Source organism: Janthinobacterium sp. C22 (assembly GCF_057919405.1).
Genome location: NZ_CP193659.1, coordinates 577,727 through 603,816, shown reverse-complemented (window position 1 = coordinate 603,816; position 26,090 = coordinate 577,727). Strand labels below are relative to the sequence as shown.

Here is a 26,090-nt window from a genome sequence, read left to right as displayed (position 1 = left end):
AGTCTGGGCCTAACCCCGCCCCTTACACGGCGGGGTTCTTCAACCCGATAGGACACACATGGCACACACAATTCACGTTGACGTGGTTTCCGCTGAAGAACTGATTTTTTCAGGCGAAGCAGAATTCGTCGCGTTGCCGGGTGAACAGGGCGAGCTGGGTATCTACCCACGCCACACGCCTTTGATTACCCGCATCCGTCCGGGCGCGGTCCGCATCAAGGTAGTCGGCCAGGCTGAAGAAGAGTTCGTCTTCGTTGCCGGCGGCTTGCTGGAAGTGCAACCGGATACCGTGACCGTCCTGGCCGATACCGCGATCCGCGGTCACGACCTCGACGAAGCGAAAGCGCTGGAAGCGAAGAAGTTGGCGGAAGAAAATATCCACAACAAGGATTCGGGCATCGACTACGCGCAAGCGCAAGCCGAGCTGGCCAGCGCGATTGCGCAGCTGGCGGCGATCCAGAAGCTGCGCAAGCATTAATTTGCTCGCATGCAGTAATACAAAAAGGCAGCCTGCGGGCTGCCTTTTTCAGCAAACGGATGTCAGTAAAAATTAACGGCGCTTGTCCTTCCCCCTTTCCAGCCCCGCCTTCAAGACCGTCTTCCACTTGGCGCGCGCGGCAATGCGCTCAAGCGGCGTCTCCTCGCTACGGCGGGCGTCGCGCAGCAGCTTGTGATAGTTGCGCAGGCGGTCCCCGTCGACGGCGCCACGGACCTGGCAACCGGGTTCGCTGGCATGCTGGCAATCGCGGAACTGGCACGTCGCTGCCAGCGCCGCGATGTCGTCAAAGGTGGCGGCCAGGGTCTGCGCATCGGCATCGGCGCGCCAGCTGCGCAAGCCCGGCGTGTCGATGATGCAGGCGCCATCCGCACACAGGTGCAGCGAGCGGGCCGTCGTCGTATGCCGGCCGCGGCCGTCGCCATGGCGCACGCCATTGGTCGCTTGATCCGCCGCGCACAAGGTATTGGTCAGGCTGGACTTGCCCGCGCCCGATGAGCCGAGCAGCACCAGGGTCTGGCCGGCGCCCAGCCAGGGCTCCAGGATGGCCACGTCATACGCATGGCGCGTATCGATGGCGAACAGCGGCACGTGGGGCGGCAGGCGCTGTTTCAGCAGCGCCAGCTTGCCCGCCACATCGTCGGCCACGTCGGCCTTGCTCAGCACCACCACGGGGCTGACCTGGGCCGCCAGCACGATGGCCAGATAACGCTCCAGGCGGCGCGGATTGAAATCCCCATCGAGTCCCATCACCAGCAGGGCCGTGTCGACATTGCTGGCCAGCACCTGGCGCCGGCCGTCATTGCCGCGCCGCGCGATCTGCGTGACCGGGGATAAGTGCGCCGTTATCCACAGCGTGCCGTGACCATCGGGTTCGGCGGCGACCCAGTCGCCGACCGCGAGGATGGTGTCGTGTTCCAGCAGCGCGTGCAGCAGGCGCGGCAGGATCTGCGCCGGCTGTTCCAGGCTGCCGTCGTGCACGAGCAGGCTGTCCCGGTGGACGGCGCAAACGCGCATCAGCTGCGTGGCGGGGGAAGATAAGTCGAGTTGGGTGGCTGCGCCGGCGATGGCCTGCTGCAGCCCGATAAGGCGTAGTTGCGCAAAATCGAATGTGATCATGGTAGCGTGATTCCAGATTCTGTCGTCCGCGTGCGGACGTGTAGCCTGCGCGTGCAGGCACCGCCAGTCGCAATGACTGGCACGAAAGAAGGGAAGTCGGCTACGCGATCACGCGTATGGGGAATGGCGGGCTAAAAAGGCTTAGCTGGGGAAACAGTGATCAGGCAGCCGACAGCACGGCAGTATCCGAATGGCGCATGTTGTCTACTCCTGTTGTGTGATGGAAAACGCCAGTGTGCCAGCGGCACGCGCCGCCGTCAATGGACGGTGTGGCTCAGCTGCACATGCCGTATGCCTGGCGTTCGGGGAAATAACGGTACGTAAACGTGCGCACCGGATAGCGCTTGCCGCCGACGAGCATGTCGGGCATGGACAGATCAAAGCGCTGCGGCAGCTGGCGCGGCAGTTGCAGGCGCAAGCGCCACTGGGTTTCCTTGCTGTTGCCGACGGCGGCAAACATGATGGGCAGCTGCTCGATGACGTCGACGATCTCCGCCTTCTGGTTCATGCCGCGCTGGTAAATGGTGAGTATCTTGGCTTCCGCGAAAGGCGGCTTTTTCGGTTCTTCCAGCAGGAAGGACAGGCGCGTAAAACTGGCTTGCGTGCCGACGGGCAAGGTAAAGATCAGCGCCAGCTCCGTGCCGCCTTCCTTCAAGGTGACAGGCGGCGTGGCGTAGATGCTGATACCGCGCGGCAGTTCGAAACGCGAGCCATCCGTCCACGTCTTGCACTCGGGCGTGGTGGCCTGGTACAGGCTGGGTGCCGTGTAGTCATCGCAGGCGGAAACCAGCAGCAGCAGGGGCAGGGCAAGGAGGGCGGAACGGCGCATGGGAGTCACGGTTGGGGGATCAGCCGACAGTGTAAGCGATCCCCGCGCGATCCACCAGCGACGCCAGGTCTACCCGGGCGGGGCACGGCGCACGGACTGCAGCTGGCAATGCGCCGGTTGCAGCGCCGCCTGGATGATGTCCAGCGCCAACTGCGGCCGGGCCGCGCCGCACATGAAGATGTCGACGGCGGCAAAGCCGCATTCCGGCCAGGTGTGGATGGAGATGTGCGACTCGGCCAGCAGCAGCACGCCCGTGACGCCCTGGCCGGGGCCAAAGCTGTGGAAATGGCCGTGCAGTACCTGCGCCCCGGCGGCCAGCGCCGCCGCGCGCAGCAGGCCTTCGAGCGCGGCGCAATCGCGCAGGCGCTCCGGCGCGATGCCCGGCAGGTCGGCCAGCAGATGGGTGCCCAGGGGCAGATGCGGTGCGGACGCCATGCTTATTTGTGGCTGCCGCCGCTGGAGCCGCCGCCATAGCTGCCGCCGCCGCCGCCCGTGCGCGAACTCCAGCTGCTGCCACTGCCGCTGCCGGCCACCTTGAACATGCGCACCCAGTTGGCGGCCGTGACGGAAAACGTCACCATCAGGGCATAGATCACGTATTTACTCATGGGGGATTCTTTGCATTCTTGTCGAGGAAAACGGCGGGCAGGAACAGCGCCAGGCAGCCCAGCAAACTCCACATCAAGGTGCTGGAGAACGAGACGAACATGGGGATCGCGTTCAAGACCAGCACGATGACCATGAAGACCTTGGCGATGCCGCGGTGGCTTAGCTGGATATTCTGCGCCTTGGCGCCGCCATGGAAGGCGGCGCCGAACCAGGCGGCCATCTGGTCATAGGCGACGGGCACGGAGCGCGACCAGGTCATCTCCTCGCCCGTGAGCTCCGCCGCCAGCTTGGTCTGTCCCTGTTCGAATTCAAACACGCGCGTGCTGTCGCCGACGGCCACCTTCCAGTTGAAGGCGCCGGCCGCATACACGACCTGCGAGCCGTAGTCATACAGTTTGCGGTAGGTGGCGCCATCGAGCGTGCAGCTGGCGGCGTCCAGCGAGGCCCAGTTGGGCCAGTTCGGCAGCACGTTCGAGCGCGACCAGCCCTCGTCCGTCTCCACCAGCCAGAAGAAGCCGGCGCGCGCGTTGTACAGCAGGTATTCGTTCCACTCGCTGCCCTCGTCGTCGGCGCGGCGCATCATGCCGATCACCGTGAAATCCACATTGCTGATCTTCGCGCTGGCGCCCAGCTCCAGCGTGATGTCGGCGTTGTCGTGCACCTGCTTGCCGATGGCCAGCACCTGCGCTTCCGGGCCGCTGGCGTCGAGCTGCGCGTGGCAGGCGGGGCACACCAGCTGCGCCGCCGCGCCGGGTACATACTGGATGCCGCTGCCGCAGGAGGGGCAGTCGAGCGCATCGAGCTTGCCGCGGTACTTGCCGGCGCTTTTGGCGATGGCATCGTCGTCGCGCAGCAGCTGGCACTGCAAACTGTCCAGGGTGACGGCCACGCCCTGGTAGACGACCGGTTGCGGGCCATCCGTGTAGTCGAGCGTGACGAAGCTGGCGTAGTTGCGGAAATCCGCCACCTGGATGCGCCAGCCCGCGCCCACCTTGAAGGGCAGTTCGCCCTGGCCGGCGATGCACTCGGCGTTGCGGATCTCGGCCGCCGTATAGGGCTCGCCGCAGATCGTGTAGCGCCTGCCCGGCGCCAGCTCGCCAAAGGCGGGCAGTGCGTCCTGCGTGCCGCGCTCGCGCGTCAGCGTGTACAGGCCGGACGAGTCGCCCAGCCACGCCGTGCTGGCGTCGTCGAACAGCAGATACCACTCGTTCCACGTGCCGGCGCTGTAGCGCTGCTGGATGCGGCCGACGACGGTGAAGTGCACGCCGTCGTGCACGCCGGCCGTGCCGATCTGGATCGGTGTATAGTCTTCCAGGACGGCCGACATCTTGCCCACGTCCCTGACGGCATCGGCGTCCTTGAGGATGGTGCTGTGGCAGTACTCGCACACGGCGAGCACGGAAGCGTGCGAGCGGAAACGGACTTCCGCGCCGCAGCTGGGACAGGAAACAGTTTGCATGCAGTCGTATTTCGCTCTAATCAGCCGATCAGTTTTTTCAGCAGTTCAGCCTTGGCGCCGTCGTAGTCGGCCGGCGAAATGAGTCCCTTGTCCAATAAACCCTTGAGTTTTTCCAGGCGCGCCTCGATCGGTTCTTCCGCGGGTGCCGGTGGCGCCGCCGGAGCGGGGGCCGGGGCGGGCTGCTGCAGCGCACCGCCCATGCTTTGCGCCATCACCTGGCCGATCGACAGCCCGGCGCCCAGGCCGGCGCCGATGCCGGCCATGCCGCCTTCGTTCTGCGCCGCCAGCGGGATGGCATTGGCCACCTGGAATTTGGTGTAGCCGCTCATCTTGTCGGCGCCCAGGCCGCCCTTCATGCCGGCGGAAATACGCTCGTCGAGCGCCGCCTGCAATTCTTCGGGCAGGCTGATGCTGGCCACGTTGAATTCATCAAGGCCCACGCCGTAGCGGGCAAACGCCTGCGTCAGGCCATCCTTGACTTCCTGTGCCATCAGCGCCTGGTTGGCCGCCATGTCGAGGAAGGGTACATTCGCGCCGCCCAGCGAGCTGGCCATGCTCGACATCAGAATGCCGCGCAACTGATCTTCCACCTCGTCGCGCGTATAGACTTCGCGCGTGCCGCTGATCTCCGTGAAGAAGGTGCGGGCGTCGGCGATGCGGTATGAATACATGCCGAAGGCGCGCACGCGGATCATGTCGAAATCCTTGTCGCGGATGGTGATCGGCTGCGGCGTGCCCCACTTGCGGCCAGTCTGCACGCGCGTGCTGAAGTAATACACGTCCGACTTGAACGGCGAATCGAACAGCTTGTCCCAGTTTTTCAGGTTGGTCAGCAACGGTAACGTTTGCGTCGTCAGCTTGTGCGTGCCGGGACCGAAGACGTCGGCGATCTTGCCTTCATTGACGAAGACGGCGACCTGCGATTCGCGCACATTCAGGATGGCGCCGTTCTGGATCTCGAAATCCTGCATGGGGAAGCGCCAGGCCAGCACGCCTTCCGTCTCTTCGTTCCACTGCAGTACGTCGATAAACTGCTTCTTGATAAAGCTGCCGAGGCTCATGATGGATATCCTTGAATAAGATAAAGCGGTGTCAGGAAATGCAGGCGGCGTTGATGGCGCCGATCGACAGCGAAATGGCGCCCAGCAGGCCGCCGAAGGCGCTGTTGTTCGATTCGATCTGGTCCTTCGACATGCGCAGCAGGCGCGTGGTGACCACATAGGCGAGCAATTGCACCACCATGGCGCCGAAGGCCCAGGCGAAGAATTGCTGGTAGTCGGCCGTGTGCATCAGGGACGAGGCGATGGTGGCGGAAAAGCCCAGCAGCGCGCCGCCCAGCGACAGGGCCGCCGCCTGGTTGCCCTGGCGGATCAACAGCACTTCGTTATACGGCGTGACGCGCGTGTAGATGATAAAAAAGGCAATCAGCAGCGCGGCGGCCAGTATAAGATGGATCAGATAGTTTAGGATGGCGGGCACGGCTTTCCTCGCAATGAGTATTTGATAACGTCAACGCATATTAGAACAAAAAAGTCCAATGAACAAAAAGATTCTGATTTTGTCCGTCTTCGTGGTCGCCTCCTGCGGCCTCGCGTATGAACTGATCGCCGGCGCCATGTCCAGCTACCTGCTCGGCGACTCCATCCTGCAGTTTTCCACCATCATCGGCTGCTACCTGTTTGCCATGGGGGTGGGCGCTCACTTTTCCAAGTATGTGCGGGACGACGACGTGCTGTCGCGCTTCGTCGACATCGAGCTGGCCGTGGGCCTGATCGGCGGCCTGTCGGCCGCCATCCTGTTCATGACGTTTTCGTGGATGGCCGCGCCCTTTCGGACCTTATTGTATGTGATGGTGTTCCTGATCGGCGCACTGGTCGGCATGGAAGTGCCGCTGGTGATGCGTGCCCTGAATTCGCGCCAGACGGAGTTTTCCGAACTGGTCAGCCGCGTGCTTACCTTCGATTACCTGGGCGCGCTGGCCGTCTCCCTGCTGTTCCCGCTGGTGCTGTCGCCCTACCTGGGGCTGGTGCGCACGGGCTTTTTGTTCGGCATGCTCAACGTGGGCGTGGGCCTGTGGACGATCTGGGTGTTCCGCGCGGAGCTGAAGAATTTGACGGGGCGCTTCCTGCGCGCCTGCGCCGTGATGCTGGTGCTGGTCGCCGGCTTTGCCATGTCCGACCGTATGGTGGCCTGGGGCGAGCACGGCCTGTTCGGCGACCAGATCGTGTATTCCACCACCACGCCCTACCAGCGCCTGGTGATCACGCGCTGGAAGGACGATACGCGGCTGTATATCAACGGCAACCTGCAGTTTTCCTCGCGCGACGAGTACCGCTACCACGAGGCGCTGGTGCACCCCGTGCTCGAAGCGCTGCCGTGGGCGCGCCGCGTGCTGGTGCTGGGCGGCGGCGATGGCCTGGCGCTGCGCGAAATCCTGCGTTATCCACAGGTCGAACACGTCACCGTGGTCGACCTCGATCCCGCCATGACGGCCGCGTTTACCACGCGCCCGGAACTGGCAAAGTTAAATAACAACGCGTTCTCGGACAAGCGCGTCACCGTCGTCAATGCCGATGCCGCCGTCTGGCTGCGCAACAACGGCGACATGTTCGACGCGGCCATCGTCGATTTCCCCGATCCATCCAGCTTCGCGCTCGGCAAGCTGTACTCGGTGCCGTTCTACGACCTGGTGAAAAAGCACCTGGCGGCCAAGGGCTTGATGGTGGTGCAATCGACGTCGCCGTTCTTTGCCCCGCACGCCTACTGGACCATCAATTCGACCCTGCGCGAAGTGGGCATGCGCACCTGGCCCTACCACGCCTACGTGCCCTCGTTCGGCGAATGGGGTTTTATCCTCGCCTCGCCCCAGCTCGACTACACACCGCCGACGAAATACCGCCTGCCGATGCGCTACCTGAATGCGGACACCACGCGCGAGATGTTCATCTTCCCGCCCGACATGCAGCCGCTGCCCATGGCGCCGAACCGCTTGAATACCCAGTCGCTCGTGCATGAATTCGAGCAGGACTGGAACCGGGTGATCCGCTGATGCAGCGCCGCTCCTTCATGCTGTGGGCCGCCGGCGGCACCGCGGCGGCAGCCGCCGGCATCGGCAGCATCGCCGCGTATCTGCGCTGGCAGGAAATCACGCCCAGGGTGCTGTATCCGGGCCGCAGCGAGGGGCATTATTTGCGCAAGCTGCTGCGCGAGGGCACGGCGCTGCCGCCGCCTGCACGCACCTTGACGACCGACGTGGCCATCCTCGGCTCCGGCATCGCGGGCCTGACGGCCGCCTGGCGCCTGAACAAGCTGGGGCACAGGGACTTTCTCATGATCGACGGCCCGCAGCCGTATGGCAACGCGGCCGGCGGCCGCTTCGGCGACCTGGCCTATCCGACCGGCGGCCATTACCTGCCGCTGCCTTCGCCCGAATCGACCCATGTGCGCGAGATCCTGTTCGACCTGGGCATTATCCAGCGCGATCCGATGGCGGAAAAGCCGTACTATGACGAGCGCTACATCCTGCATGCGCCGGAAGAGCGATTGCTGTTCAACGGCCACTGGCAGGACGGCTTCATTCCCACCGAAGGCGTGCCGCCTGCGGAACTGGCGCAGCATGAACGCTTCTTTGCCGAGGTGCGGCGCCTGCGCCAGGCGCATGGCAACGATGGCAAGCGCGTCTTCGTCTTTCCTACCGTGGCGTCGTCGCAAGACCCGGCCTGGCAGGCGCTCGACACCATCACCTTGAAGCAGTGGATGGAGCGCGAAGGCTATACCTCGCCCACCCTGCACTGGTACCTGAACTACTGCTGCCGCGACGATTACGGCACGCGCTACGACCAGGTCTCGGCCTGGGCCGGCCTGCATTACTACTGCAGCCGCTGGGGCCAGGCGGCCAACGCGGGCAACGGCGCCTGGCTGACCTGGCCGGGCGGCATGCAGCCCGTGGCCAAGGCCATGGAACAGGCGTCCAAGGTCCGGCGCCATGCGGGCACGGTGGTTTCCCTCACGACGACGGCCAACGGCGTGGAAGCGCTGTGCCTGGAACTGGTCGACGGCCAGCCGCGCACCTACCTGGTCAAGGCACGCAAGGCCATTTGCGCCATGCCACTGTATGTGGCGGCGCGCGTGGTGAAGAATATCGCCGACTATGGCTTTGACGCGCAGCGCGATACGCCCGCGTATGCGCCGTGGCTGGTGGCGAATTTTTTACTGAAACGCTTTCCCGAGGAACTGCCGCATGCGCCCCTGTGCTGGGACAACGTGGTGTACCAGGAACCGGGCCTCGGCTATGTCGTCTCGACGCACCAGGACATCCGCGTGCGCCCGCCCGAGAAAACCGTCTTCAGCGCCTACGTGGCCCTGTCCGACCGCACGCCGCAGCAAGCGCGCAAGTGGCTCGACACGGCCAGCCCCGAAGAACTGCTGGCGCTGGCCAGCGTCGATTTAAAGACGGCGTATGGGCGCGATTTTGCCAGCTGCGTCGAGCGCGTCGACATCACCGTGCGCGGCCACGCCATGGCGGCGCCCTTGCCGGGATTTCGCAGCAACGCGGGCTTGAAGGCCTTGCGCGAACACGACGGCGCTATCCTGTTCGCGCATGCGGATTTGTCGGGCTTTTCCGTGTTCGAGGAGGCGGCCTGGTGGGGGGATCGGGCGGCGCGCCTTGCGGCAAAATAAAAAGGCCGGCGCGAGCGCCGGCCAGAGCCCCCTAAGGCTCGAACCTGTGCTTCCTTGTTCTTCTCATTTATTTTTATTAATCACGTCGATGAACACGGCCGCCAGCAGCACCAGGCCCTTGATCACCTGCTGGTAATCGATGCCGATGCCCATGATGGACATGCCGTTGTTCATCACGCCCATGATGAAGGCGCCGATGACGGCCCCCATCACCTTGCCCACGCCGCCCGAGGCCGAGGCGCCGCCGATGAAGCAGGCGGCGATCACGTCCAGCTCGAAACCCGTGCCCGCCTTCGGCGTGGCCGTGTTCAGGCGCGCCGCGAAGATCAGGCCGGCCAGCGCGGCCAGCATGCCCATGTTGACGAAGGTGTAGAAGCTGACCCGTTCCGTCTTGATGCCGGACAGGCGCGCCGCCTTTTCATTGCCGCCCACGGCGTACACGCGGCGGCCCAGCACGGTGCGGTTGGTGATGAAGGTGTAGGCGACGATGAGCAGCGACATCACGGCCAGCACGTTGGGGAAACCGCGGTACGACGCCAGCAGGTAGCTGAAATACACCATCACGGCAGCGAACACGCCGTTTTTCAACAGGAAGAAGGCGCGCGGCTCGTTTTCCATGCCGTGTTTCAGTTGCTTGGCGCGGCTGCGCAGCGAGGTGACGATCAGTGCCACGGCGGCGATCACGCCCAGCAGCAGCGAGAAGCCGCGCAGGTTGTCGCCGCCGAACGGGTCGGGCAGGAAGCCCGAGCTGAGCATCTGGAAGCCTTCCGGGAAGGGGCCGACCGACTGGCCTGCCAGCAGCGCCAGGGTCAGGCCCTTGAAGACCAGCATGCCGGCCAGGGTGACGATGAAGGACGGGATTTTAAAGAAGGCGACGAAATAGCCTTGCGCGCCGCCGATGACGGCGCCGGCCAGCAGGCAGAGGATGCTGGCGGCGACAAAGTTCATCTCGTAGTTGACGATCAATACCGCCGCCAGCGCGCCGACGAAGCCCACCACCGAGCCGACGGACAAATCGATATGGCCGGCCACGATGACCATCAGCATGCCCAGCGCCATGATGACGATGTAGCTGTTTTGCAGCACCAGGTTCGTCAGGTTCAGCGGCTGCATCAGGGTGCCGTCTGTCATGTACTGGAAAAAGCCCATGATGACGATCAGGGAGAGCAGCATGCCGTAGTCGCGCATATTGTTCTTCAAAAAGCCGGCATAGCTTTTCGCTTGCGGCGCGGTGCCGGGGGTGGTGCCTGCCGCCGCTCCCGCTGTCAGTTTATTGTCCATTGTTTTCTCCGTGTGTAACGATCGCGCGCATGATGCGCTCCTGCGATGCTTCTGCCGCGCTCAGTTCTGCCGCGAAGCGGCCTTCGTTCATGACATAGATCCGGTCGCACATGCCCAGCAGTTCCGGCATTTCCGAGGAAATCATGATGATGCATTTGCCTTCGGCGGCCAGCTCGCTGATGATGCTGTAGATCTCGTACTTGGCGCCCACGTCGATGCCGCGGCTCGGTTCATCGAGGATCAGCACGTCGGGGCGCGAAAACAGCCACTTCGCCAGCACCACCTTCTGCTGGTTGCCGCCGGACAGGTTGACCACCTTCTGCGCCACGCTCGAGCAACGGGTCTTGAGCTTGCGGCGGAACTCCTCGGCCACGCTGAACTCACGCTGCTCGTCGATCACCATGTGCCGCGAAATCGCGTCCAGGTTGGCCAGGCTGGTGTTCTTCTGGATGTCTTCCTCGAGGATCAGGCCCAGGCCCTTGCGGTCTTCCGTGACATACGCGAGGCCGTGGGCGATCGCCTTGCCGATGGTGCTGACGTCGATCTCCTGGCCATGCTTGAGCACCGTGCCGCTGATGCGCTGGCCGTAGGCGCGGCCGAACAGGCTCATCGCCAGTTCCGTGCGCCCGGAGCCCATCAAGCCCGCGATGCCGATGATCTCGCCCTTTTTCGCGTGCAGATTGATGCCCTTGATGACGGGGCGGTCGGCATGCTCGGGATGGAAGACGCGCCAGTCGCGTACTTCGAAAATGGTCTCGCCGATGGTGGGCGTGCGCGGCGGATAGCGGTCCGCCATCTCGCGCCCGACCATTTTTTCGATGATGCGGTCTTCGCTGACGGGCTCCGTGCGGCAGTCGAAACTGTCGACCGTGTTCCCGTCGCGCAGCACCGTGATGGCATCGGCGACCCGTGAAATTTCATTGAGCTTGTGCGAAATCAGGATCGAGGCGATGCCCTGGGCTTTCAGGCCCAGCAGCAGGTCGAGCAGGGCCGCGCTGTCGCTTTCATTCAGGCTGGCCGTCGGCTCGTCGAGGATCAAGAGCTTGACGTCCTTGCACAGCGCCTTGGCGATCTCGATCAGCTGCTGCTTGCCCACGCCCAGGTTGGTGATCAGGGTGTCTGGGGACTCCTTCAGCCCGACTTTCTGCAGCAGTTCGCGCGTCTTCGCTTGCGCGTATTCCCAGTCGATGACGCCCATGCGGGACGGTTCGTTGCCGAGGAAGATATTCTCGGCGATCGACAACTGGGGCACCAGCGCCAGTTCCTGGTGGATGATGATGATGCCGATTTCCTCGCTGTCCTTGATGCCGCGGAAGTGCCGCGTCTGGCCCAGGTAATCGATGTCGCCCGTATAGCTGCCATGGCCGTAGACGCCGCTCAGCACTTTCATCAGGGTCGATTTGCCGGCGCCGTTTTCGCCGACGATGGCGTGGATCTCGCCGCTGCGTACCCGCAGGTTGACATTGTCGAGCGCAACGACGCCCGGGAATGTTTTGCGTATCCCGCGCATTTCCAGGATAGTGTTCGTCATATAACCTCTCTGGCACGGCCGCGCTGGTGGGCAGCGGTCGTGCGGCAGTCTTGTTCTTGATCGTGCGTGAAGCGAAAGGCCCGGCAGTGCCGGGCCTTCAGTACCTTGGACGCTTATTTCACTTGCGCTTCCGTGTAGTAGCCGCTGCCGGTGACGAGCACCTGCTTCCAGTTCGCCTTGTCGACGGTGACGGGTTTGAGCAGGTAGGACGGCACGACCTTCACGCCGTTGTTATAGGTCTTGGTATCGTTGACGGTCGGCGTCTTGCCGCTCATCATCGCGTCGACCATGTTGGCCGTCACCTTGGCCAGTTCGCGCGTGTCCTTGAACACGGTCGATGCCTGTTCGCCGCGGATGATCGATTTCACCGACGGAATCTCCGCATCCTGGCCCGTGACGACGGGGAACGGCTGTTTCGGCGTGCCGTAGCCGACGCCCTTGAGCGAGGACAGGATGCCGATGCTCAAGCCGTCATACGGCGACAGCACCGCGTCGACGCGCGCATTGCCGTAGTAGGCGCTGAGCAGGTTGTCCATGCGGGCCTGCGCCACGGCGCCGTCCCAGCGCAGGGTGGCGACCTTTTCCATGCCCATCTGCTTCGAGCGCACCACCAGCTTGCCGCTGTCGATGTACGGTTTCAGGACCGACAGCGCGCCGTTGTAGAAGAAGTGCGCATTGTTGTCGTCGGCCGAGCCGCCGAACAGTTCGATATTGAACGGACCCTTGCCTTCCTTGAGTTTCAGCGCCGATTCGATATAGCCCGCTTGCAGCACGCCGACCTGGAAGTTGTCGAAGGTGGCGTAGTAATCGATGTTTTTCGTGCCACGGATCAGACGGTCATACGAAATGACCTTGATGCCCTTGTCGGCCGCCTTTTGCAGCACGTTCGACAAGGTGGTGCCGTCGATGGCGGCGATCACCAGCACCTTGGCGCCCTTGGTGATCATGTTTTCCACCTGCGCCAGCTGGTTCGGGATATCGTCGTCGGCAAACTGCAGGTCCGTCTTGTAGCCGCGCTCCTTGAATACCTTGACCATGTTGTCGCCGTCGGCGATCCAGCGCATGGACGACTTGGTCGGCATCGAGATGCCGATCGCGCCCTTGTCGGCGGCGCTTGCCATGGGCATTACCGCCATGCCGGAGATGGCCAGCGCCAGGCTCGCGGTCAGCATTTTCATTGTTGTTTTCATTTCAGGTCTCCACCGTCTTCGATAGTTGAATGTGCCAGGGCCGTCGTCCAGCGGGCGGGCTCCGTGCGGATGGCCGATTGCGGGCCACGGCTGATACTAGTTTGTCCATCCATCCCTCACCAATCACTTTTTTCGCATAGCCGATATCCAAAACGATATCGATAGGCCAATTGATGCGATGCGCCATAGCGCCCCTTCCCGCCTGCGGACAGGGCGGGAGCGGAGGACGGGCGGCGGCTTTTTTGGTGCACTGCAATACCAATAATCATCATTCAATTTGGTGATTTTCGTAATTGCGGCGACACAGGGCGGCGCGCAGAATCGGTCCGGACTTGAAGACCAGCCATCCCGTCACGACCTTTTGAAAGCTTGCCATGCAGCCGATTTCCCCCGCCTCCCTGTTGCCCGCCGACCTGGCGCAGGCTCTCCTCATCGGCCGTATCTGGCGTGACGGCCCCTGCGTCGTCGCCGTGCGCGGCGGCGAGGTGGTCGACATCACGCAGACGGTGGCGACGGTGGCCGAGCTGTTCGAACGCAGCGATGCGCTCGATATCGCCCGCCATGCGCCCGGCATCGCGCTCGGCTCCGTGCAGGCGCTGCTGGCGCAGGCGCTGGCCGCGCCTGCCGGCGAGCCTTTGCTGCTGGCGCCGTGCGACCTGCAGGCCGTGAAGGCCTGCGGCGTGACCTTCGCCGTCAGCCTGCTGGAACGGGTGATCGAGGAACAGGCGGGCGGCGACGCGGCACGCGCGGCGAGCCTGCGCACTGCCCTGCAAACGACGCTGGGCGGCGACCTGTCCGCATTGAAACCGGGCTCGGACGCGGCGCAGCGCCTGAAACAGCAGCTGCAGCAGCGCGGCGCCTGGTCGCAATACATGGAAGTGGGCATCGGCCCCGATGCGGAAGTGTTTACCAAGGCGCAGCCGATGTCGTCGGTGGGTTGCGGCGCGCAGGTGGGCTTGCTGCCATCGTCGGCCTGGAACAACCCGGAGCCGGAGATCGTCCTGGCCGTCAACAGCCGTGGCGAGGTGCTGGGGGCGACCCTGGGCAACGACGTCAACCTGCGCGACATCGAAGGGCGCAGCGCCCTCTTGCTGGGCAAGGCCAAGGATAACAACGGCTCCTGCGCCATCGGCCCCTTCATCCGCCTATTCGACGAACACTTCACGCTCGACACCGTGCGCCAGGCGGAAGTGTCGCTGCTGATCGAGGGCGCGGTCGACGGCTTTGTGCTCGAAGGCGCCAGCTTCATGCGCGAGATCAGCCGCGACCCGCTCGACCTGGTGCGCCAGACGGCAGGCCAGTATCACCAGTATCCGGACGGCTTCATGCTGTTCCTGGGGACCATGTTCTCGCCCGTGAAGGACCGCGGCGCGCAGGGCGGCGGCTTCACGCACCACCTGGGCGACCGCGTGACGATTGCCAGCGCCGCGCTGGGCGCGCTGGTCAACGAAGTGCAGCGCTGCGATGCGATTGCCCCCTGGACGTTCGGCGTGCGCGCGCTGTACCAGAACCTGGCCCGCCGCGGTTTGCTTTGATCCGATTTTTGAAAAGAGAGACACCATGCAGCATGCAACCTATCCCAGCCTGACTGATAAACGCGTCGTCATCACGGGCGGCGGCACCGGCATCGGCGTGGCCATCGTCGAGGCGTTCGCCCGCCAGGGCGCCCGCGTCACCTTTCTCGACATCGCCCGCGAGGCGTCGCTGGCGCTGCAGGAAAGGCTGGCCCACCTGCCGCAGCCGCCCGTTTTCCGCTATTGCGACCTGACGGACCTGGCGGCCCTGGCCGCCACCTTCGCCGAGATCGAACACAGCGCGGGCGCCACGGATATCCTCGTCAACAACGCGGCCAATGACGACCGCCACCAGTTGCAGGACGTCACGCCCGCCTACTGGGACGAGCGCATGGCCGTCAACCTGCGCCACCAGTATTTCTGCGCCCAGGCAGTGGCGCCCGCCATGCGCGCCAAGGGCAGCGGCGTGATCCTCAACCTGGGCTCGATTTCCTGGCACCTGGCGCAGGCGAACCTGTCGATCTACATGACGGCCAAGGCCGGCATCGAGGGCCTGACGCGCGGCCTGGCGCGCGACCTGGGGGCGACGGCATCCGCGTCAACTGCATCATTCCCGGCGCCGTGCGCACGCCGCGCCAGGAGCGGCTGTGGCATACGCCGGAAGCGGAAGCCGTGATCCTGCAGGGACAATGCCTGCAGCTGCGCGTGGAGCCGGAAGACGTGGCGGCGCTGGCGCTGTTCCTCGCGTCGGACAATGCGGCCAAGTGCGCGGGACGCGAATACTATGTCGACGCAGGCTGGTACGGCGCATGAGTACCCCAGGCAACCGCCAGGCGCGGCGCTTCCGCTCGCAGGACTGGTTCGACAATCCCGACCACATCGACATGACGGCGCTGTACCTCGAGCGCTTCATGAACTACGGCATCACGGCCGAGGAGCTGCGTTCGGGCCGGCCCATCATCGGCATCGCGCAAAGCGGCAGCGACATCAGTCCCTGCAACCGCATCCACCTGGAACTGGCCCAGCGCGTGCGCGACGGCATCCGCGACGCGGGCGGCATCCCGATGGAATTCCCGCTGCACCCGATCTTCGAGAACTGCCGCCGTCCCACGGCCGCGCTGGACCGCAACCTCGCGTATCTGGGCCTGGTGGAGATCCTGCATGGCTACCCGATCGACGCCGTGGTGCTGACGACGGGCTGCGACAAGACCACGCCGGCGCAATTGATGGCGGCGGCCACGGTGGACATTCCTGCCATCGTGCTGTCGGGCGGGCCCATGCTCGACGGCTGGATGGACGGTGAACTGGTCGGTTCCGGCGCGGCCATCTGGAAGGGCCGCCGCCAGCTGTCCGCCGGCGTGATCGACAACGACAAATTCCTGCAGATCGCCGCCGCCTCGGCGCCGTCGGCCGGCCACTGCAACACCATGGGCACGGCATCGACCATGAATGCGCTGGCCGAGGCGCTGGGCATGTCCCTGACGGGCTGCTCGGCCATTCCCGCGCCGTACCGCGAACGGGGCCAGATCGCCTATGCAACGGGGCGCCGCATCGTCGGCATGGCGCATGACGACGTGCGCCCGTCGCGCATCCTCACGCGCGAGGCATTTTTGGACGCCATCATCGTCAACGCGGCCATCGGCGGCTCCACCAACGCCCAGCCGCACCTGATGGCCATGGCGCGCCATGCGGGCGTGGCATTGCACTCGAGCGACTGGATGGCGCACGGCTACGACGTGCCGCTGCTGTTGAACATGCAGCCGGCCGGGAAGTATCTGGGCGAGCGCTTCCACCGCGCCGGCGGCGTGCCTGCCGTGATGTGGGAGCTGCAGCAGGCGGGCCTGCTGCACGCGGACCGCTTGACGGTCACGGGCCAGAGCATGGCGGCCAACTTGCAAGGCCGGGAGAGCGCGGACCGCGAGATGATCCGCCCGTTTGCCGCGCCGCTGAAGGAAAAGGCCGGTTTCATGGCCTTGCGGGGCAACCTGTTCGACTTCGCCATCATGAAGACCAGCGTGATCTCGCCCGCTTTCCGCGAGCGCTACCTGTCGCGTCCCGGCAGCGAGGGCGTGTTCGAGGCGCGCGCCATCGTTTTCGACGGTTCAAGCGACTATCACGCGCGCATCAACGACCCGGCGCTCAATATCGACGACAGCTGCATGCTGGTCATGCGCGGCGCGGGTCCCGTGGGCTGGCCCGGTTCGGCCGAAGTGGTCAACATGCAGCCGCCCGACGCGCTGCTCAAGGCCGGCATTCTGAACCTGCCGACCCTGGGCGACGGGCGCCAGTCGGGCACCTCGGACAGCCCCTCGATCCTGAACGCGTCGCCGGAAAGCGCCGTCGGCGGCGGCCTGGCGCTGCTGCGCACGGGCGACATCATCCGCGTGGACCTGAACGGGGGCAGTGCGACATGCTGGTCGAGGCACAGGAACTGGCGCGCCGCGCCATGGAACTGCCGCCACCCGTCAACGACAGCGCCACGCCGTGGCAGGAAATCTACCGCGCCAGCGTGGGCCAGCTGGAAACGGGTGCCTGCATGGAGCTGGCGCTGAAATACCGCGCCGTGGGCCAGACCCTGCCGCGCCACAACCATTGATGTAGGTCGGGTTAGCGCTCCGCGCGTAACCCGACGTGATTGTAGAAGTACCCCGCAGTTAAAAAATGTAGTTAAAAAATCCAACAAGGAGACACGTAATGAACAAGATCATCAGTGCAGCCATCATGACCGCCATGCTGGCATTGAGCAGCAGCGCCGCCCTGGCCGATGCGAAAAACCCGAAGATCGGCTTTTCCATCGATGACTTGCGCGTCGAGCGCTGGACGCGCGACCGCGACTTCTTCATCGCCGCCGCCGAAAAGCAGGGCGCCAAGGTCTTCGTACAGTCGGCCGACGCCAGCGAACAGCGCCAGATTTCGCAGATCGAAAACCTGATCTCGCGCGGCGTGGACGTGCTGGTGATCGTGCCGTTCAACGCCACGGTGCTCAACAACACCGTCAAGGAAGCGAAAAAGGCCGGCATCAAGGTGTTGTCGTATGACCGCCTGATCCTGAACGCCGATATCGATGCGTATATCTCGTTCGACAACGAGAAAGTGGGCGAGATGCAGGCCGAAGGCGTGACCAAGCTGCAGCCGAAGGGCAATTACTATTTGCTGGGCGGTTCGCCGACCGACAACAACGCCAAGATGCTGCGCGAAGGCCAGATGAAGGTGCTCAAACCGTTCATCGACAAGGGCGATATCAAGATCGTCGGCCAGCAGTGGGTGAAGGACTGGAGCGCCACCGAAGCGCTGTCCATCGTGGAAAACGCGCTGACGGCCAACGGCAACAAGATCGACGCCATCGTCGCCTCGAACGACGGCACGGCCGGCGGCGCCATCCAGGCCCTGGCCGCGCAAAAACTGGCCGGCAAGGTGCCGGTCTCGGGCCAGGACGCCGACCTGGCGGCGGTCAAGCGCGTCATCGCCGGCACGCAATCGATGACCGTCTACAAACCCCTGAAAACCATCGCCGCCGAAGCGGCCAAGCTGGCCGTGCAACTGGCGCGCAATGAAAAGCCCGCCTACAACTCCAGCTATGACAACGGCCTGAAAAAAGTCAGCACGGTGCTGCTCAAACCCACGCCCTTGACCAAGGCGAATGTGAATATTCTCGTCGACGACGGTTTCTATACCAAGGCGCAGCTGGGTAATTAAGTGCTGGTGTCGGGTTACGCGCTGCGCGCTAACCCGACCTACGCCTCCTTCCTGGTCAATAAATGTGAGCTCAGATGTCTGAATATCTGCTTGAAATGAAAGGCATCGTCAAACAATTTGGCGGTGTCCGCGCGCTCGACGGCATCGACCTGCAGGTGCGGGCCGGCGAGTGCATCGGCTTGTGCGGCGAGAATGGTGCCGGCAAGTCGACCCTGATGAAGGTGCTGTCCGGCGTGTACCCGCACGGCACCTGGGACGGCGAGATCCTGTGGGATGGCCAGCCCCTGCGCGCGCAATCGATCCGCGACACGGAAGACGCGGGCATCATCATCATCCACCAGGAACTGATGCTGGTGCCGCAGCTGTCCGTGGCCGAGAATATCTTCATGGGCCGCGAGCTCACCCTGCCCGGCGGGCGCATGCATTACGCGGCCATGTACAAGCGCGCCGACGAGCTGCTGCGCGAACTGAAGATACCTGAGCTGAACGTGGCGATGCCGGTCATGAACTATGGCGGCGGCCACCAGCAGCTGGTGGAAATCGCCAAGGCGCTCAACAAGAATGCGCGCCTGCTGATCCTCGACGAGCCGTCGTCGTCGCTGACGGCGTCGGAAATCGCCGTGCTGCTCGATATCCTGCGCGCGCTGAAAGCCAAGGGCGTCACCTGCATCTACATTTCGCACAAGCTCGATGAGGTGGCGGCCATCTGCGACACCATCGTCGTCATCCGCGACGGCAAGCATATCGCCACCACGCCGATGGCGCAGATGAACGTGGAACGCATCATTGCGCAGATGGTGGGCCGCGAAATGTGCCAGCTGTATCCGCAGCGCGCAGTGGGGAACAATGCGCCTGCGGCCATCGGCGAAGTGCTGTTCGAGGCACGCCACGTGAGCTGCATCGATGCCGACAACCCGCAGCGCAAGCGGGTCGACGATGTGTCGTTCACCCTGCGCCGTGGCGAGATACTCGGCATCGCCGGCCTGGTGGGGGCGGGGCGCACGGAACTCGTCTCGGCCCTGTTCGGCGCCTACCAGGGGCCGTGCCAGGCCGAAGTGTGGCTCGATGGCCGCCGCATCGACACTTCGTCGCCGCAAAAGGCCATCGCCATGGGCCTGGCCATGGTGCCGGAAGACCGCAAGCATCACGGCATCGTGCCGGATCTGGACGTGGGGCAGAACATCACCCTGGCTGTGCTGGAGCAATTCGCGCGTGCCACGCGCATCGATGGCGAGGCGGAATTGACGGCCGTGCGCGGCGAGATCGCCCAGCTGGAACTGAAGGCGGCCAGCCCGTCGCTGCCCATTACGAGCCTGTCGGGCGGCAACCAGCAAAAGGCCGTGCTGGCCAAGATGCTGCTGACGCGCCCGCGCGTGCTGATCCTCGACGAACCCACGCGCGGCGTGGACGTGGGCGCCAAATATGAAATCTACAAACTGATGCTGGCGCTGGCCGACCGGGGCGTGGCCATCATCATGGTCTCGTCGGAGCTGGCCGAAGTGCTGGGCGTGTCCGACCGCGTGCTGGTGATGGGCGAAGGCCGCCTGCGCGGCGACTTTATCAACGATGGCCTGAGCCAGGAAACCGTGCTGGCGGCGGCGCTGGACCAGCGCCCGGCGCCCGCCGCCAACACCGCAAACAAGGAAGCCGCAGCATGAAACCGCACAGTATCAAACAGCTGTTCACCCAATACAAGATGCTGGCCCTGCTGATCGCCGTGGCGCTGATCTGGGCCTTCTTTTCATGGAAAACGCAGGGCAGCTTCCTCACGCCGCGCAACCTGTCGAATCTGCTGCGCCAGATGTCCGTCACCGGCATCCTCGCCTGCGGCATGGTGCTGGTGATTATCGCCGGCGAGATCGACCTGTCGATCGGCTCCCTGCTGGGGCTACTCGGCGGCATCGCCGCCGTGCTGGACGTCACGCAGCACTGGCCGCTGGCGCTGAACCTGATGGCGGTGCTGGGCTGCGGCCTGGTGATCGGCCTCTTGAATGGCTACCTGACGGCGTACCGCGGCATCCCGTCCTTCATCGTGGGACTGGGCGGCATGCTGGCGTACCGCGGCATCCTGCTGGGCATCACGGGCGGCATCACGATCGCCCCCGTCTCCGAGCCGATGGTCTATCTGGGACAGGGTTACCTGCCCGCGGTGCCCGGCGTCGTGCTGGGCATCGGCCTGTTCCTGCTGGCCGCCTTTCTGACGTGGCGCGCGCGCGCCAGCCGCGCCCAGCACGGCTTGCCGCAGACGGCGCCCTGGGCCGACGGCTTGCGCCTGGCCGTCATCGGCGCCGTGCTGTATGCCTTCGTGCAGACCCTGAACGGCTATGAAGGCATTCCGCTGCCCGTTCTGCTGCTGCTGGCCTTGCTGGGGCTGTTCAGCTACATCACCAGCCAGACCGTGTTCGGCCGCCGCATCTACGCTGTCGGCAGCAATATGGAAGCGACGCGCCTGTCCGGCATCAACGTGAAAGCCGTCAAGCTGTGGATCTTCGGCATCATGGGCCTGATGTGCGCATTGGCTGGCCTGATCAACACGGGCCGCCTGGCGGCCGGTTCGCCGTCCGCCGGCACCTTCAGCGAACTCGACGCCATCGCCGCCTGCTTCATCGGCGGCACCTCGATGCGCGGCGGCTCGGGCACCGTGTACGGCGCCCTGATCGGCGCGCTGGTGATGGCCAGCCTCGATAACGGCATGTCCATGCTGGACGTGGACACCTACTGGCAGATGATCGTGAAAGGCAGTATCCTCACCCTCGCCGTCTGGGTCGATGTCAGTACAAGGGCGGGACGCCGGTAAGACCGATGCGTGACCGGCAGCCAGGGGCGAAAATACGTCCCGGCCGCCACATGGAGGAGACGCCAGCATGAAGTTACCGACCGCGCACCGGATCGCGCTGCTGTTTAACGGGAACAAAATCTACGACCGTGACATCATCGCGGGCATCGCCGCCTACCTGAACACCACGCGCGTGTCGTGGGACCTGTTCCTGGAAGAGGATTTCCGCTGTCGCCTGCCCGGTATCGAACGCTGGCAGGGCGACGGCATCATCGCCGATTTCGACGATCCCGCCGTCTGCGCGGCGCTGGCGCACAGCCGCCTGCCCGTGGTGGCCGTGGGCGGCTCGTATGCGCACGCCGAGGATTACCCTGCCGGCATCCCGTACGTGGCGACCGATAATTTCAAGATCGTCAAGCTGGCCTATGAACACCTGGTGGAAGCGGGCCTGAGCCGCTTTGCCTGTTTCAGCCTGCCCGAGGCGGATGTCAACCGCTGGGCCCAGGAGCGCGAAACGGCGTTTTGCGCCCTGATGGAGCGCGACCACATGCGCGCCGACGTGTACCGGGGCGTGGCCACCAGCGCGCCGTCTTGGGACGAGGCGGTGGAGCAGCAGATAGCCTGGCTCAACAGCCTGGAAAAACCCGTCGGCATCATCGCCGTCAGCGATGCGCGCGCGCGCCAGCTGCTGCAGGCGTGCATGCACGCGGGTATCGCCGTGCCGGAGCAAGTTGCCCTGATCGGCATCGACAACGACCCGCTGGCGCGCATGCTCACGCGCATTCCCTTGAGCTCCGTGATCCAGGGCACCGAGGAAATGGGCCGCACGGCCGCGCATCTGCTGCACCAGATGTTGAACGGCGCGCGCCTGTCCGGCACGCGCATCCTGGTGCCGCCGGCGGGCCTGAACGTGCTCGCCTCCACGCGCCACCAGCCCTTCCAGCATCCGCAGGTGATGCAGGCGCGCCATTTCATCCGCCAGTACGCCTGCCAGGGCATCAAGACGGAGCAGGTGGCCGATTACGTGGGCGTGTCGCGTTCCTCGCTCGAAGCGCACTTCCGCCATGAACTGGGGCGCAGCGTGCACGACGAGATCCTGCATTTCAAGCTCGATGCGGCCAAGACCCTGCTGGCGCGCGGGCCGGGGCAGGTGGCCGAGGTGGCCGTGCGTTGCGGCTTTACCACGGTGCAGTACATGCACGCCGTCTTCAAGCGCGAACTCGGCTGCACGCCGCGCGAATTCCAGCAGCGCAGCCGGCCGCCGCCAGCCCCCGGGCAGGCGCCATGATGCATCTGCTGCGCAATGCGCGCGGCATGCGCGTGGCCATCGACGTGCACGATGCCAGCGTGCGGGCCTGGTGGGCGCCCGACCGTTATGGCCGCCTGGCCGATGTGCTGGGCGCGGCGCCCCCTGCGGCGCGTGCGCCTGCGGGCTGGCAGTGCGCGCCGCCGGACGACGGCCGCTTGCTGCTGCACCTGGCGCACGACGGCCTGTCGGTGCACCTGGCCTACCGGCTTGACGACGATGGCAGCCTGCACCTCGACTGCGCCGCCACGGCCGATACGGTTTCCCGTTTTGCGCTTGCCGCGCCCCGCTTCAACCTGCAGGGCGGCCGCGCCGCCGTGGGCGACCATGTGCTGCGCCTGGCCGCGGACCGTTACCGGCCTTGGCCCGGCGGCTGCGCGGGCGACGCTGCGCTCGACGTGGCGGGCAGCGCGTTTGACTTCCGCCAGCCGGCGCCGCTCACGTCGCGCCTGGCCTGGCCCGCGCTGGCGCAATCGGCGGGATTCCGGCATGACTTTTACTGGACGGGCAGCGGCCAGCTGCGCGAGGCGGCGCAGGTTGCCGACCCCGCTTCCGGCCGGGTCCTGCGTTTTTCCAGCACCCAGGACAGCTGTCATCTGTATTCCGATGCGCGCTGTTTTTCCCTGCTGGCGCAGGGCGTGCAATTGCAGCCGGGACAGGTGAGGCGGTTCCAGCTCGCCTACCGTTTGGGCGTGCAGGATATCGATGCGTTTGACATATCCGAACCGGTATCAATGATGTCAAATAAGTGATTGGTCAGATATGCGGGGCAGTTCTACCATGGGGTAGTTTTTCCCTCATTTATTTTTGCCCTTACCGACGCTGCCAACCTGCCATGAACATACTCACCATCGATGCCGGCACCACCAATACGCGTACCTTGCTGTGGCGCGCCGGCGCCGTCGTCGCCCAGGCGCAGCTGGAAACGGGCGTGCGCAATACCGCCATCGATGGCCATAACGGTGCGCTGAAACAGGCGCTGCGCGACACCATCGCCAGCGTGCTGGCCAGCGCGGGCATCGCGCCGTCGGCCGTGGACCTGGCGCTGGCGTCTGGCATGATCACTTCGCCCATGGGCTTGCAGGAAGTGCCGCATCTGCCGGCGCCGGCCGGCCTGGCGCAGCTGGCGCAAGGCATGCAGGCGGTGGACTTGCCCGACGTGCTGGCGCAGCCCCTGTGGCTGATTCCCGGCGTGCGCAACCAGCATGGCGCCGTCGGCCTGCATAACGTCGAAGCGATGGACATGATGCGCGGCGAAGAGACGGAAGTCGTCGCGCTGCTCGAGCGCCTGCAGTTGCGGGGCGCGGCGACCCTGATCATGCCCGGCTCGCATACCAAACTGATCAGCGTCGACGAGCAGCGCCGCATCCTCGGCTGCAGCACCACCATCGCTGGGGAATTGCTGCAGGCGATCACGCAGCACACCCTGATCAAGCAATCGGTCGATGGCGGTTTTGCGCAGACCCTGGTGCCGAAAATGCTGCTGGCCGGCGCGGCTGCGGCGCAAAAACGGGCTGGCGCGCGCCTGCTTCAGCGTGCGCACCCTGGGCCAGTTCAGCGCCATCGAATGCAATGAACGGGCCAATTTCCTGATGGGCGCCGTCCTCAGCGGCGACCTGCTGGCGCTGCGCAACAGCACTGCCATCCAGATGCGGCCCGATACGCCGCTCGTCATTACCGGCAAGCCCATGCTGCGCCAGGCGCTCGGGCTGCTGATCGAAGAACATGGATTTTTTTATGGCAAGCGCATCATCGTCGACGACCAGCAGCAGGCCAATCTGGCCGGTCACGGTGCGCTGCTGATCGCCGCCGCGCGCGGCTTGATTTCCCCGCAGGAGACAGTATGAGCAGCAACAAGAACAAGCGTCCCTTGCGTTCGCAAGCGTGGTTTGGCGGCGACGACAAGGACAGTTTCATTCACCGCAGCTGGATGAAGAATCAGGGCTATCCCAGCGACGCTTTCGATGGCCGTCCCGTCATCGGCATCTGCAATACCTGGTCCGAACTGACGCCCTGCAATGGCCATTTCCGCGACCTGGCCGAGATGGTCAAGCGCGGCGTGCTCGAAGCGGGCGGCTTTCCCGTCGAATTTCCCGTCATGTCGCTGGGCGAGACGAATCTGCGCCCGACGGCCATGCTGTTCCGTAACTTGGCCAGCATGGATGTGGAAGAATCGATCCGCGCCAACCCCATCGACGGCGTGGTGCTGCTGACGGGCTGCGACAAGACCACCCCGGCCCTGCTGATGGGCGCGGCCAGCGTGGACTTGCCCACCATCGTGCTGTCGGGCGGCCCCATGTTGAATGGGAATTACCGGGGCAAGCCGATCGGCTCGGGCACGGACGTGTGGAAGTTTTCCGAAGACGTGCGCGCCGGGCGCATGACCTCAAACGAATTCAAGCAGGCTGAATCGTGCATGTCGCGTTCCGCCGGCCACTGCATGACCATGGGCACGGCCTCCACCATGGCCAGCATGGTCGAGGCGCTGGGCGTGACCCTGCCCGGCAACGCGGCCATTCCCGCCGTCGATGCGCGCCGCAAGCTGCAGGCGCAGCTGACGGGCCGGCGCATCGTCGACATGGTGCATGAAGACCTGAAGCTGTCGCAAATCCTCACGCGTGAAGCGTTTGAAAACGCCATCATGGTCAACGGCGCCATCGGCGGCTCGACCAATGCCGTGATCCACCTGCTGGCCATTGCCGGGCGCATCGGCGTGGACATGCGCCTGGGCGACTGGGACCGCCTGGGCCGTGAGATTCCCTGCCTGCTCAACCTGATGCCGTCGGGCCAGTACCTGATGGAAGACTTTTACTATGCGGGCGGCTTGCCCGTGATCATCCGCGACCTGCTGGGCAAACTGCATGGCGGGGCGCTCACCGTCACGGGCGCCAGCATGGCCGTCAACGTGGCCGAGGCGGAAAATTTCAATCCCGAGGTGATCACCCCGCTGGCGCAGCCATTCAAGGACGAGGGCGGCATCGCCATCCTGCAGGGCAACCTGGCCCCGCGCGGCGCCGTCATCAAGCCTTCCGCCGCCTCGCCGGAACTGATGCAGCACCGTGGCCGCGCCGTCGTCTTCAACAGCATCGAGCACTATAAAAAGCGCGTCGACGATCCCGCGCTCGATATCGATGCCAGCTGCGTGATGGTGCTGCAAAATTGCGGCCCGCAGGGCTACCCTGGCATGGCTGAAGTGGGCAATATGGGATTACCGAAAAAACTGCTGGAGCAGGGCGTGCGCGACATGGTGCGCATCTCGGACGCGCGCATGAGCGGCACGGCCTACGGCACGGTGGTGCTGCACGTGGCGCCGGAAGCGGCCGTGGGCGGGCCGCTGGCGCTGGTGCGCGACGGCGACATGATCGAGCTGGACGTGGCGGGACGGCGCTTGCACCTGGACGTCGACGAGACCGAGCTGGCGCGCCGGCGCGCAGAATGGCGCGCCCCCGAGCCGGCCATGAAGGGCGGCTACCAGTCCATGTACATCAAGCACGTGACGCAGGCCGACGAAGGCGCGGACCTCGATTTCCTCGTCGGCTGCCGTGGTTCGGCCGTGCCGCGCGAGTCACATTGATAACGCACGATCAAACCTGCTGCGCGCCGT

At 64.7% G+C, this 26,090-nt stretch carries 22 protein-coding genes and 2 pseudogenes; 14 read left to right on the top strand and 10 right to left on the bottom strand.

The window, feature by feature from the left end; genetic code table 11:
* Positions 1-58 precede the first annotated feature (58 nt).
* The gene (locus ACRHIG_RS02740; protein WP_065307860.1) at positions 59-478 is read left to right on the top strand and encodes a F0F1 ATP synthase subunit epsilon; all 420 of its coding nucleotides are present in this window, start codon (positions 59-61) and stop codon (positions 476-478) included.
* Positions 479-550: 72 nt separating this feature from the next.
* Here ACRHIG_RS02740 and rsgA read toward each other — a convergent pair whose 3' ends face one another.
* The 7 genes from rsgA to ACRHIG_RS02705 all read right to left on the bottom strand — a co-directional run bounded on the left by rsgA (position 551) and on the right by ACRHIG_RS02705 (position 5,991).
* Positions 551-1,615 (bottom strand): ribosome small subunit-dependent GTPase A, encoded by a 1,065-nt coding sequence (gene rsgA, locus ACRHIG_RS02735; protein WP_489629300.1) that lies wholly within the window; start codon positions 1,613-1,615, stop codon positions 551-553.
* Between the two features lie 274 nt (positions 1,616-1,889).
* Positions 1,890-2,444: a hypothetical protein gene (locus ACRHIG_RS02730; protein ID WP_070218932.1), complete on the bottom strand. Its 555-nt coding sequence runs from the start codon at positions 2,442-2,444 to the stop codon at positions 1,890-1,892.
* A 69-nt stretch (positions 2,445-2,513) separates the two neighbouring features.
* Positions 2,514-2,879: an adenosylmethionine decarboxylase gene (gene speD, locus ACRHIG_RS02725; protein ID WP_489629299.1), complete on the bottom strand. Its 366-nt coding sequence runs from the start codon at positions 2,877-2,879 to the stop codon at positions 2,514-2,516.
* 2 nt (positions 2,880-2,881) lie between these two features.
* Positions 2,882-3,052, bottom strand: coding sequence for a hypothetical protein (locus tag ACRHIG_RS02720; protein WP_475415776.1), 171 nt, complete (start codon positions 3,050-3,052; stop codon positions 2,882-2,884).
* A complete protein-coding gene (locus ACRHIG_RS02715) occupies positions 3,049-4,512 on the bottom strand; it encodes a DUF4178 domain-containing protein (RefSeq protein ID WP_489629298.1) in 1,464 nt (487 codons plus the stop codon). The genes ACRHIG_RS02720 and ACRHIG_RS02715 overlap by 4 nt, the downstream gene beginning before the upstream one ends.
* Positions 4,513-4,532: 20 nt before the next feature.
* Positions 4,533-5,573 carry an SPFH domain-containing protein gene (locus ACRHIG_RS02710; RefSeq protein ID WP_489629297.1) on the bottom strand — a complete coding sequence of 347 codons (1,041 nt, stop codon included), beginning with the start codon at positions 5,571-5,573 and terminating at the stop codon, positions 4,533-4,535.
* A 31-nt stretch (positions 5,574-5,604) separates the two neighbouring features.
* Positions 5,605-5,991, bottom strand: a complete 387-nt coding sequence (locus ACRHIG_RS02705; RefSeq protein ID WP_070288892.1) for a DUF350 domain-containing protein — start codon at positions 5,989-5,991, stop codon at positions 5,605-5,607.
* Positions 5,992-6,049: 58 nt separating this feature from the next.
* Here ACRHIG_RS02705 and ACRHIG_RS02700 point away from each other — a divergent pair, with 58 nt between their 5' ends.
* Together ACRHIG_RS02700 and ACRHIG_RS02695 are read left to right on the top strand one after the other, a co-directional pair.
* Positions 6,050-7,561: a polyamine aminopropyltransferase gene (locus ACRHIG_RS02700; RefSeq protein WP_489629296.1), complete on the top strand. Its 1,512-nt coding sequence runs from the start codon at positions 6,050-6,052 to the stop codon at positions 7,559-7,561.
* Positions 7,561-9,192 (top strand): NAD(P)-binding protein, encoded by a 1,632-nt coding sequence (locus ACRHIG_RS02695; protein ID WP_489629295.1) that lies wholly within the window; start codon positions 7,561-7,563, stop codon positions 9,190-9,192. Before ACRHIG_RS02700 ends, ACRHIG_RS02695 begins: the two co-directional genes overlap by 1 nt.
* Before the next feature lie 63 nt (positions 9,193-9,255).
* Here the strand turns inward: ACRHIG_RS02695 and mmsB are convergent, their stop codons facing one another.
* The 3 genes from mmsB to chvE all read right to left on the bottom strand — a co-directional run bounded on the left by mmsB (position 9,256) and on the right by chvE (position 13,140).
* Positions 9,256-10,473, bottom strand: coding sequence for a multiple monosaccharide ABC transporter permease (mmsB, locus tag ACRHIG_RS02690; RefSeq protein ID WP_489629294.1), 1,218 nt, complete (start codon positions 10,471-10,473; stop codon positions 9,256-9,258).
* A complete protein-coding gene (mmsA, locus tag ACRHIG_RS02685; protein ID WP_489629293.1) occupies positions 10,463-12,004 on the bottom strand; it encodes a multiple monosaccharide ABC transporter ATP-binding protein in 1,542 nt (513 codons plus the stop codon). Before mmsA ends, mmsB begins: the two co-directional genes overlap by 11 nt.
* A gap of 113 nt (positions 12,005-12,117) precedes the next feature.
* Positions 12,118-13,140 carry a multiple monosaccharide ABC transporter substrate-binding protein gene (gene chvE, locus ACRHIG_RS02680; RefSeq protein ID WP_489630729.1) on the bottom strand — a complete coding sequence of 341 codons (1,023 nt, stop codon included), beginning with the start codon at positions 13,138-13,140 and terminating at the stop codon, positions 12,118-12,120.
* A gap of 428 nt (positions 13,141-13,568) precedes the next feature.
* On the opposite strand from chvE, the gene ACRHIG_RS02675 reads away from it, so the two are divergent.
* The 11 genes and pseudogenes from ACRHIG_RS02675 to araD all read left to right on the top strand — a co-directional run bounded on the left by ACRHIG_RS02675 (position 13,569) and on the right by araD (position 26,060).
* A complete protein-coding gene (locus ACRHIG_RS02675) occupies positions 13,569-14,729 on the top strand; it encodes a fumarylacetoacetate hydrolase family protein (protein WP_489629292.1) in 1,161 nt (386 codons plus the stop codon).
* A gap of 25 nt (positions 14,730-14,754) precedes the next feature.
* A pseudogene (gene xylB / locus ACRHIG_RS02670) lies at positions 14,755-15,521 on the top strand (D-xylose 1-dehydrogenase).
* Positions 15,518-17,304 (top strand): annotated as a pseudogene (locus ACRHIG_RS02665) (IlvD/Edd family dehydratase). Before xylB ends, ACRHIG_RS02665 begins: the two co-directional pseudogenes overlap by 4 nt.
* Positions 17,305-17,429: 125 nt before the next feature.
* A complete protein-coding gene (xylF, locus tag ACRHIG_RS02660; RefSeq protein WP_099377905.1) occupies positions 17,430-18,404 on the top strand; it encodes a D-xylose ABC transporter substrate-binding protein in 975 nt (324 codons plus the stop codon).
* A gap of 74 nt (positions 18,405-18,478) precedes the next feature.
* The gene (gene xylG / locus ACRHIG_RS02655; RefSeq protein WP_489629291.1) at positions 18,479-20,062 is read left to right on the top strand and encodes a D-xylose ABC transporter ATP-binding protein; all 1,584 of its coding nucleotides are present in this window, start codon (positions 18,479-18,481) and stop codon (positions 20,060-20,062) included.
* Positions 20,059-21,201, top strand: coding sequence for a sugar ABC transporter permease (locus tag ACRHIG_RS02650; protein ID WP_077398401.1), 1,143 nt, complete (start codon positions 20,059-20,061; stop codon positions 21,199-21,201). The genes xylG and ACRHIG_RS02650 overlap by 4 nt, the downstream gene beginning before the upstream one ends.
* A gap of 67 nt (positions 21,202-21,268) precedes the next feature.
* Positions 21,269-22,468 (top strand): XylR family transcriptional regulator, encoded by a 1,200-nt coding sequence (locus ACRHIG_RS02645; protein WP_489629290.1) that lies wholly within the window; start codon positions 21,269-21,271, stop codon positions 22,466-22,468.
* Positions 22,465-23,238 carry an aldose epimerase family protein gene (locus ACRHIG_RS02640; protein ID WP_489629289.1) on the top strand — a complete coding sequence of 258 codons (774 nt, stop codon included), beginning with the start codon at positions 22,465-22,467 and terminating at the stop codon, positions 23,236-23,238. The genes ACRHIG_RS02645 and ACRHIG_RS02640 overlap by 4 nt, the downstream gene beginning before the upstream one ends.
* 83 nt (positions 23,239-23,321) lie before the next feature.
* Positions 23,322-24,062 carry a 2-dehydro-3-deoxygalactonokinase gene (locus ACRHIG_RS02635; RefSeq protein ID WP_489629288.1) on the top strand — a complete coding sequence of 247 codons (741 nt, stop codon included), beginning with the start codon at positions 23,322-23,324 and terminating at the stop codon, positions 24,060-24,062.
* The gene (locus tag ACRHIG_RS02630; RefSeq protein ID WP_489629287.1) at positions 24,022-24,333 is read left to right on the top strand and encodes a hypothetical protein; all 312 of its coding nucleotides are present in this window, start codon (positions 24,022-24,024) and stop codon (positions 24,331-24,333) included. Before ACRHIG_RS02635 ends, ACRHIG_RS02630 begins: the two co-directional genes overlap by 41 nt.
* A complete protein-coding gene (araD, locus tag ACRHIG_RS02625) occupies positions 24,330-26,060 on the top strand; it encodes an L-arabinonate dehydratase (protein ID WP_489629286.1) in 1,731 nt (576 codons plus the stop codon). Before ACRHIG_RS02630 ends, araD begins: the two co-directional genes overlap by 4 nt.
* The last annotated feature ends 30 nt before the right edge of the window (positions 26,061-26,090 follow it).

What these genes read in the sequence shown, in the direction of transcription:
- ACRHIG_RS02740 (WP_065307860.1), top strand. Translation starts at nt 59, where the DNA reads ATGGCACACACAATTCACGTTGACGTGGTTTCCGCTGAAGAACTGATT.
- rsgA (WP_489629300.1), bottom strand. Translation starts at nt 1,615, where the DNA reads ATGATCACATTCGATTTTGCGCAACTACGCCTTATCGGGCTGCAGCAG.
- ACRHIG_RS02730 (WP_070218932.1), bottom strand. Translation starts at nt 2,444, where the DNA reads ATGCGCCGTTCCGCCCTCCTTGCCCTGCCCCTGCTGCTGCTGGTTTCC.
- speD (WP_489629299.1), bottom strand. Translation starts at nt 2,879, where the DNA reads ATGGCGTCCGCACCGCATCTGCCCCTGGGCACCCATCTGCTGGCCGAC.
- ACRHIG_RS02720 (WP_475415776.1), bottom strand. Translation starts at nt 3,052, where the DNA reads ATGAGTAAATACGTGATCTATGCCCTGATGGTGACGTTTTCCGTCACG.
- ACRHIG_RS02715 (WP_489629298.1), bottom strand. Translation starts at nt 4,512, where the DNA reads ATGCAAACTGTTTCCTGTCCCAGCTGCGGCGCGGAAGTCCGTTTCCGC.
- ACRHIG_RS02710 (WP_489629297.1), bottom strand. Translation starts at nt 5,573, where the DNA reads ATGAGCCTCGGCAGCTTTATCAAGAAGCAGTTTATCGACGTACTGCAG.
- ACRHIG_RS02700 (WP_489629296.1), top strand. Translation starts at nt 6,050, where the DNA reads ATGAACAAAAAGATTCTGATTTTGTCCGTCTTCGTGGTCGCCTCCTGC.
- ACRHIG_RS02695 (WP_489629295.1), top strand. Translation starts at nt 7,561, where the DNA reads ATGCAGCGCCGCTCCTTCATGCTGTGGGCCGCCGGCGGCACCGCGGCG.
- mmsB (WP_489629294.1), bottom strand. Translation starts at nt 10,473, where the DNA reads ATGGACAATAAACTGACAGCGGGAGCGGCGGCAGGCACCACCCCCGGC.
- mmsA (WP_489629293.1), bottom strand. Translation starts at nt 12,004, where the DNA reads ATGACGAACACTATCCTGGAAATGCGCGGGATACGCAAAACATTCCCG.
- chvE (WP_489630729.1), bottom strand. Translation starts at nt 13,140, where the DNA reads ATGGCGGTAATGCCCATGGCAAGCGCCGCCGACAAGGGCGCGATCGGC.
- ACRHIG_RS02675 (WP_489629292.1), top strand. Translation starts at nt 13,569, where the DNA reads ATGCAGCCGATTTCCCCCGCCTCCCTGTTGCCCGCCGACCTGGCGCAG.
- xylF (WP_099377905.1), top strand. Translation starts at nt 17,430, where the DNA reads ATGACCGCCATGCTGGCATTGAGCAGCAGCGCCGCCCTGGCCGATGCG.
- xylG (WP_489629291.1), top strand. Translation starts at nt 18,479, where the DNA reads ATGTCTGAATATCTGCTTGAAATGAAAGGCATCGTCAAACAATTTGGC.
- ACRHIG_RS02650 (WP_077398401.1), top strand. Translation starts at nt 20,059, where the DNA reads ATGAAACCGCACAGTATCAAACAGCTGTTCACCCAATACAAGATGCTG.
- ACRHIG_RS02645 (WP_489629290.1), top strand. Translation starts at nt 21,269, where the DNA reads ATGAAGTTACCGACCGCGCACCGGATCGCGCTGCTGTTTAACGGGAAC.
- ACRHIG_RS02640 (WP_489629289.1), top strand. Translation starts at nt 22,465, where the DNA reads ATGATGCATCTGCTGCGCAATGCGCGCGGCATGCGCGTGGCCATCGAC.
- ACRHIG_RS02635 (WP_489629288.1), top strand. Translation starts at nt 23,322, where the DNA reads ATGAACATACTCACCATCGATGCCGGCACCACCAATACGCGTACCTTG.
- araD (WP_489629286.1), top strand. Translation starts at nt 24,330, where the DNA reads ATGAGCAGCAACAAGAACAAGCGTCCCTTGCGTTCGCAAGCGTGGTTT.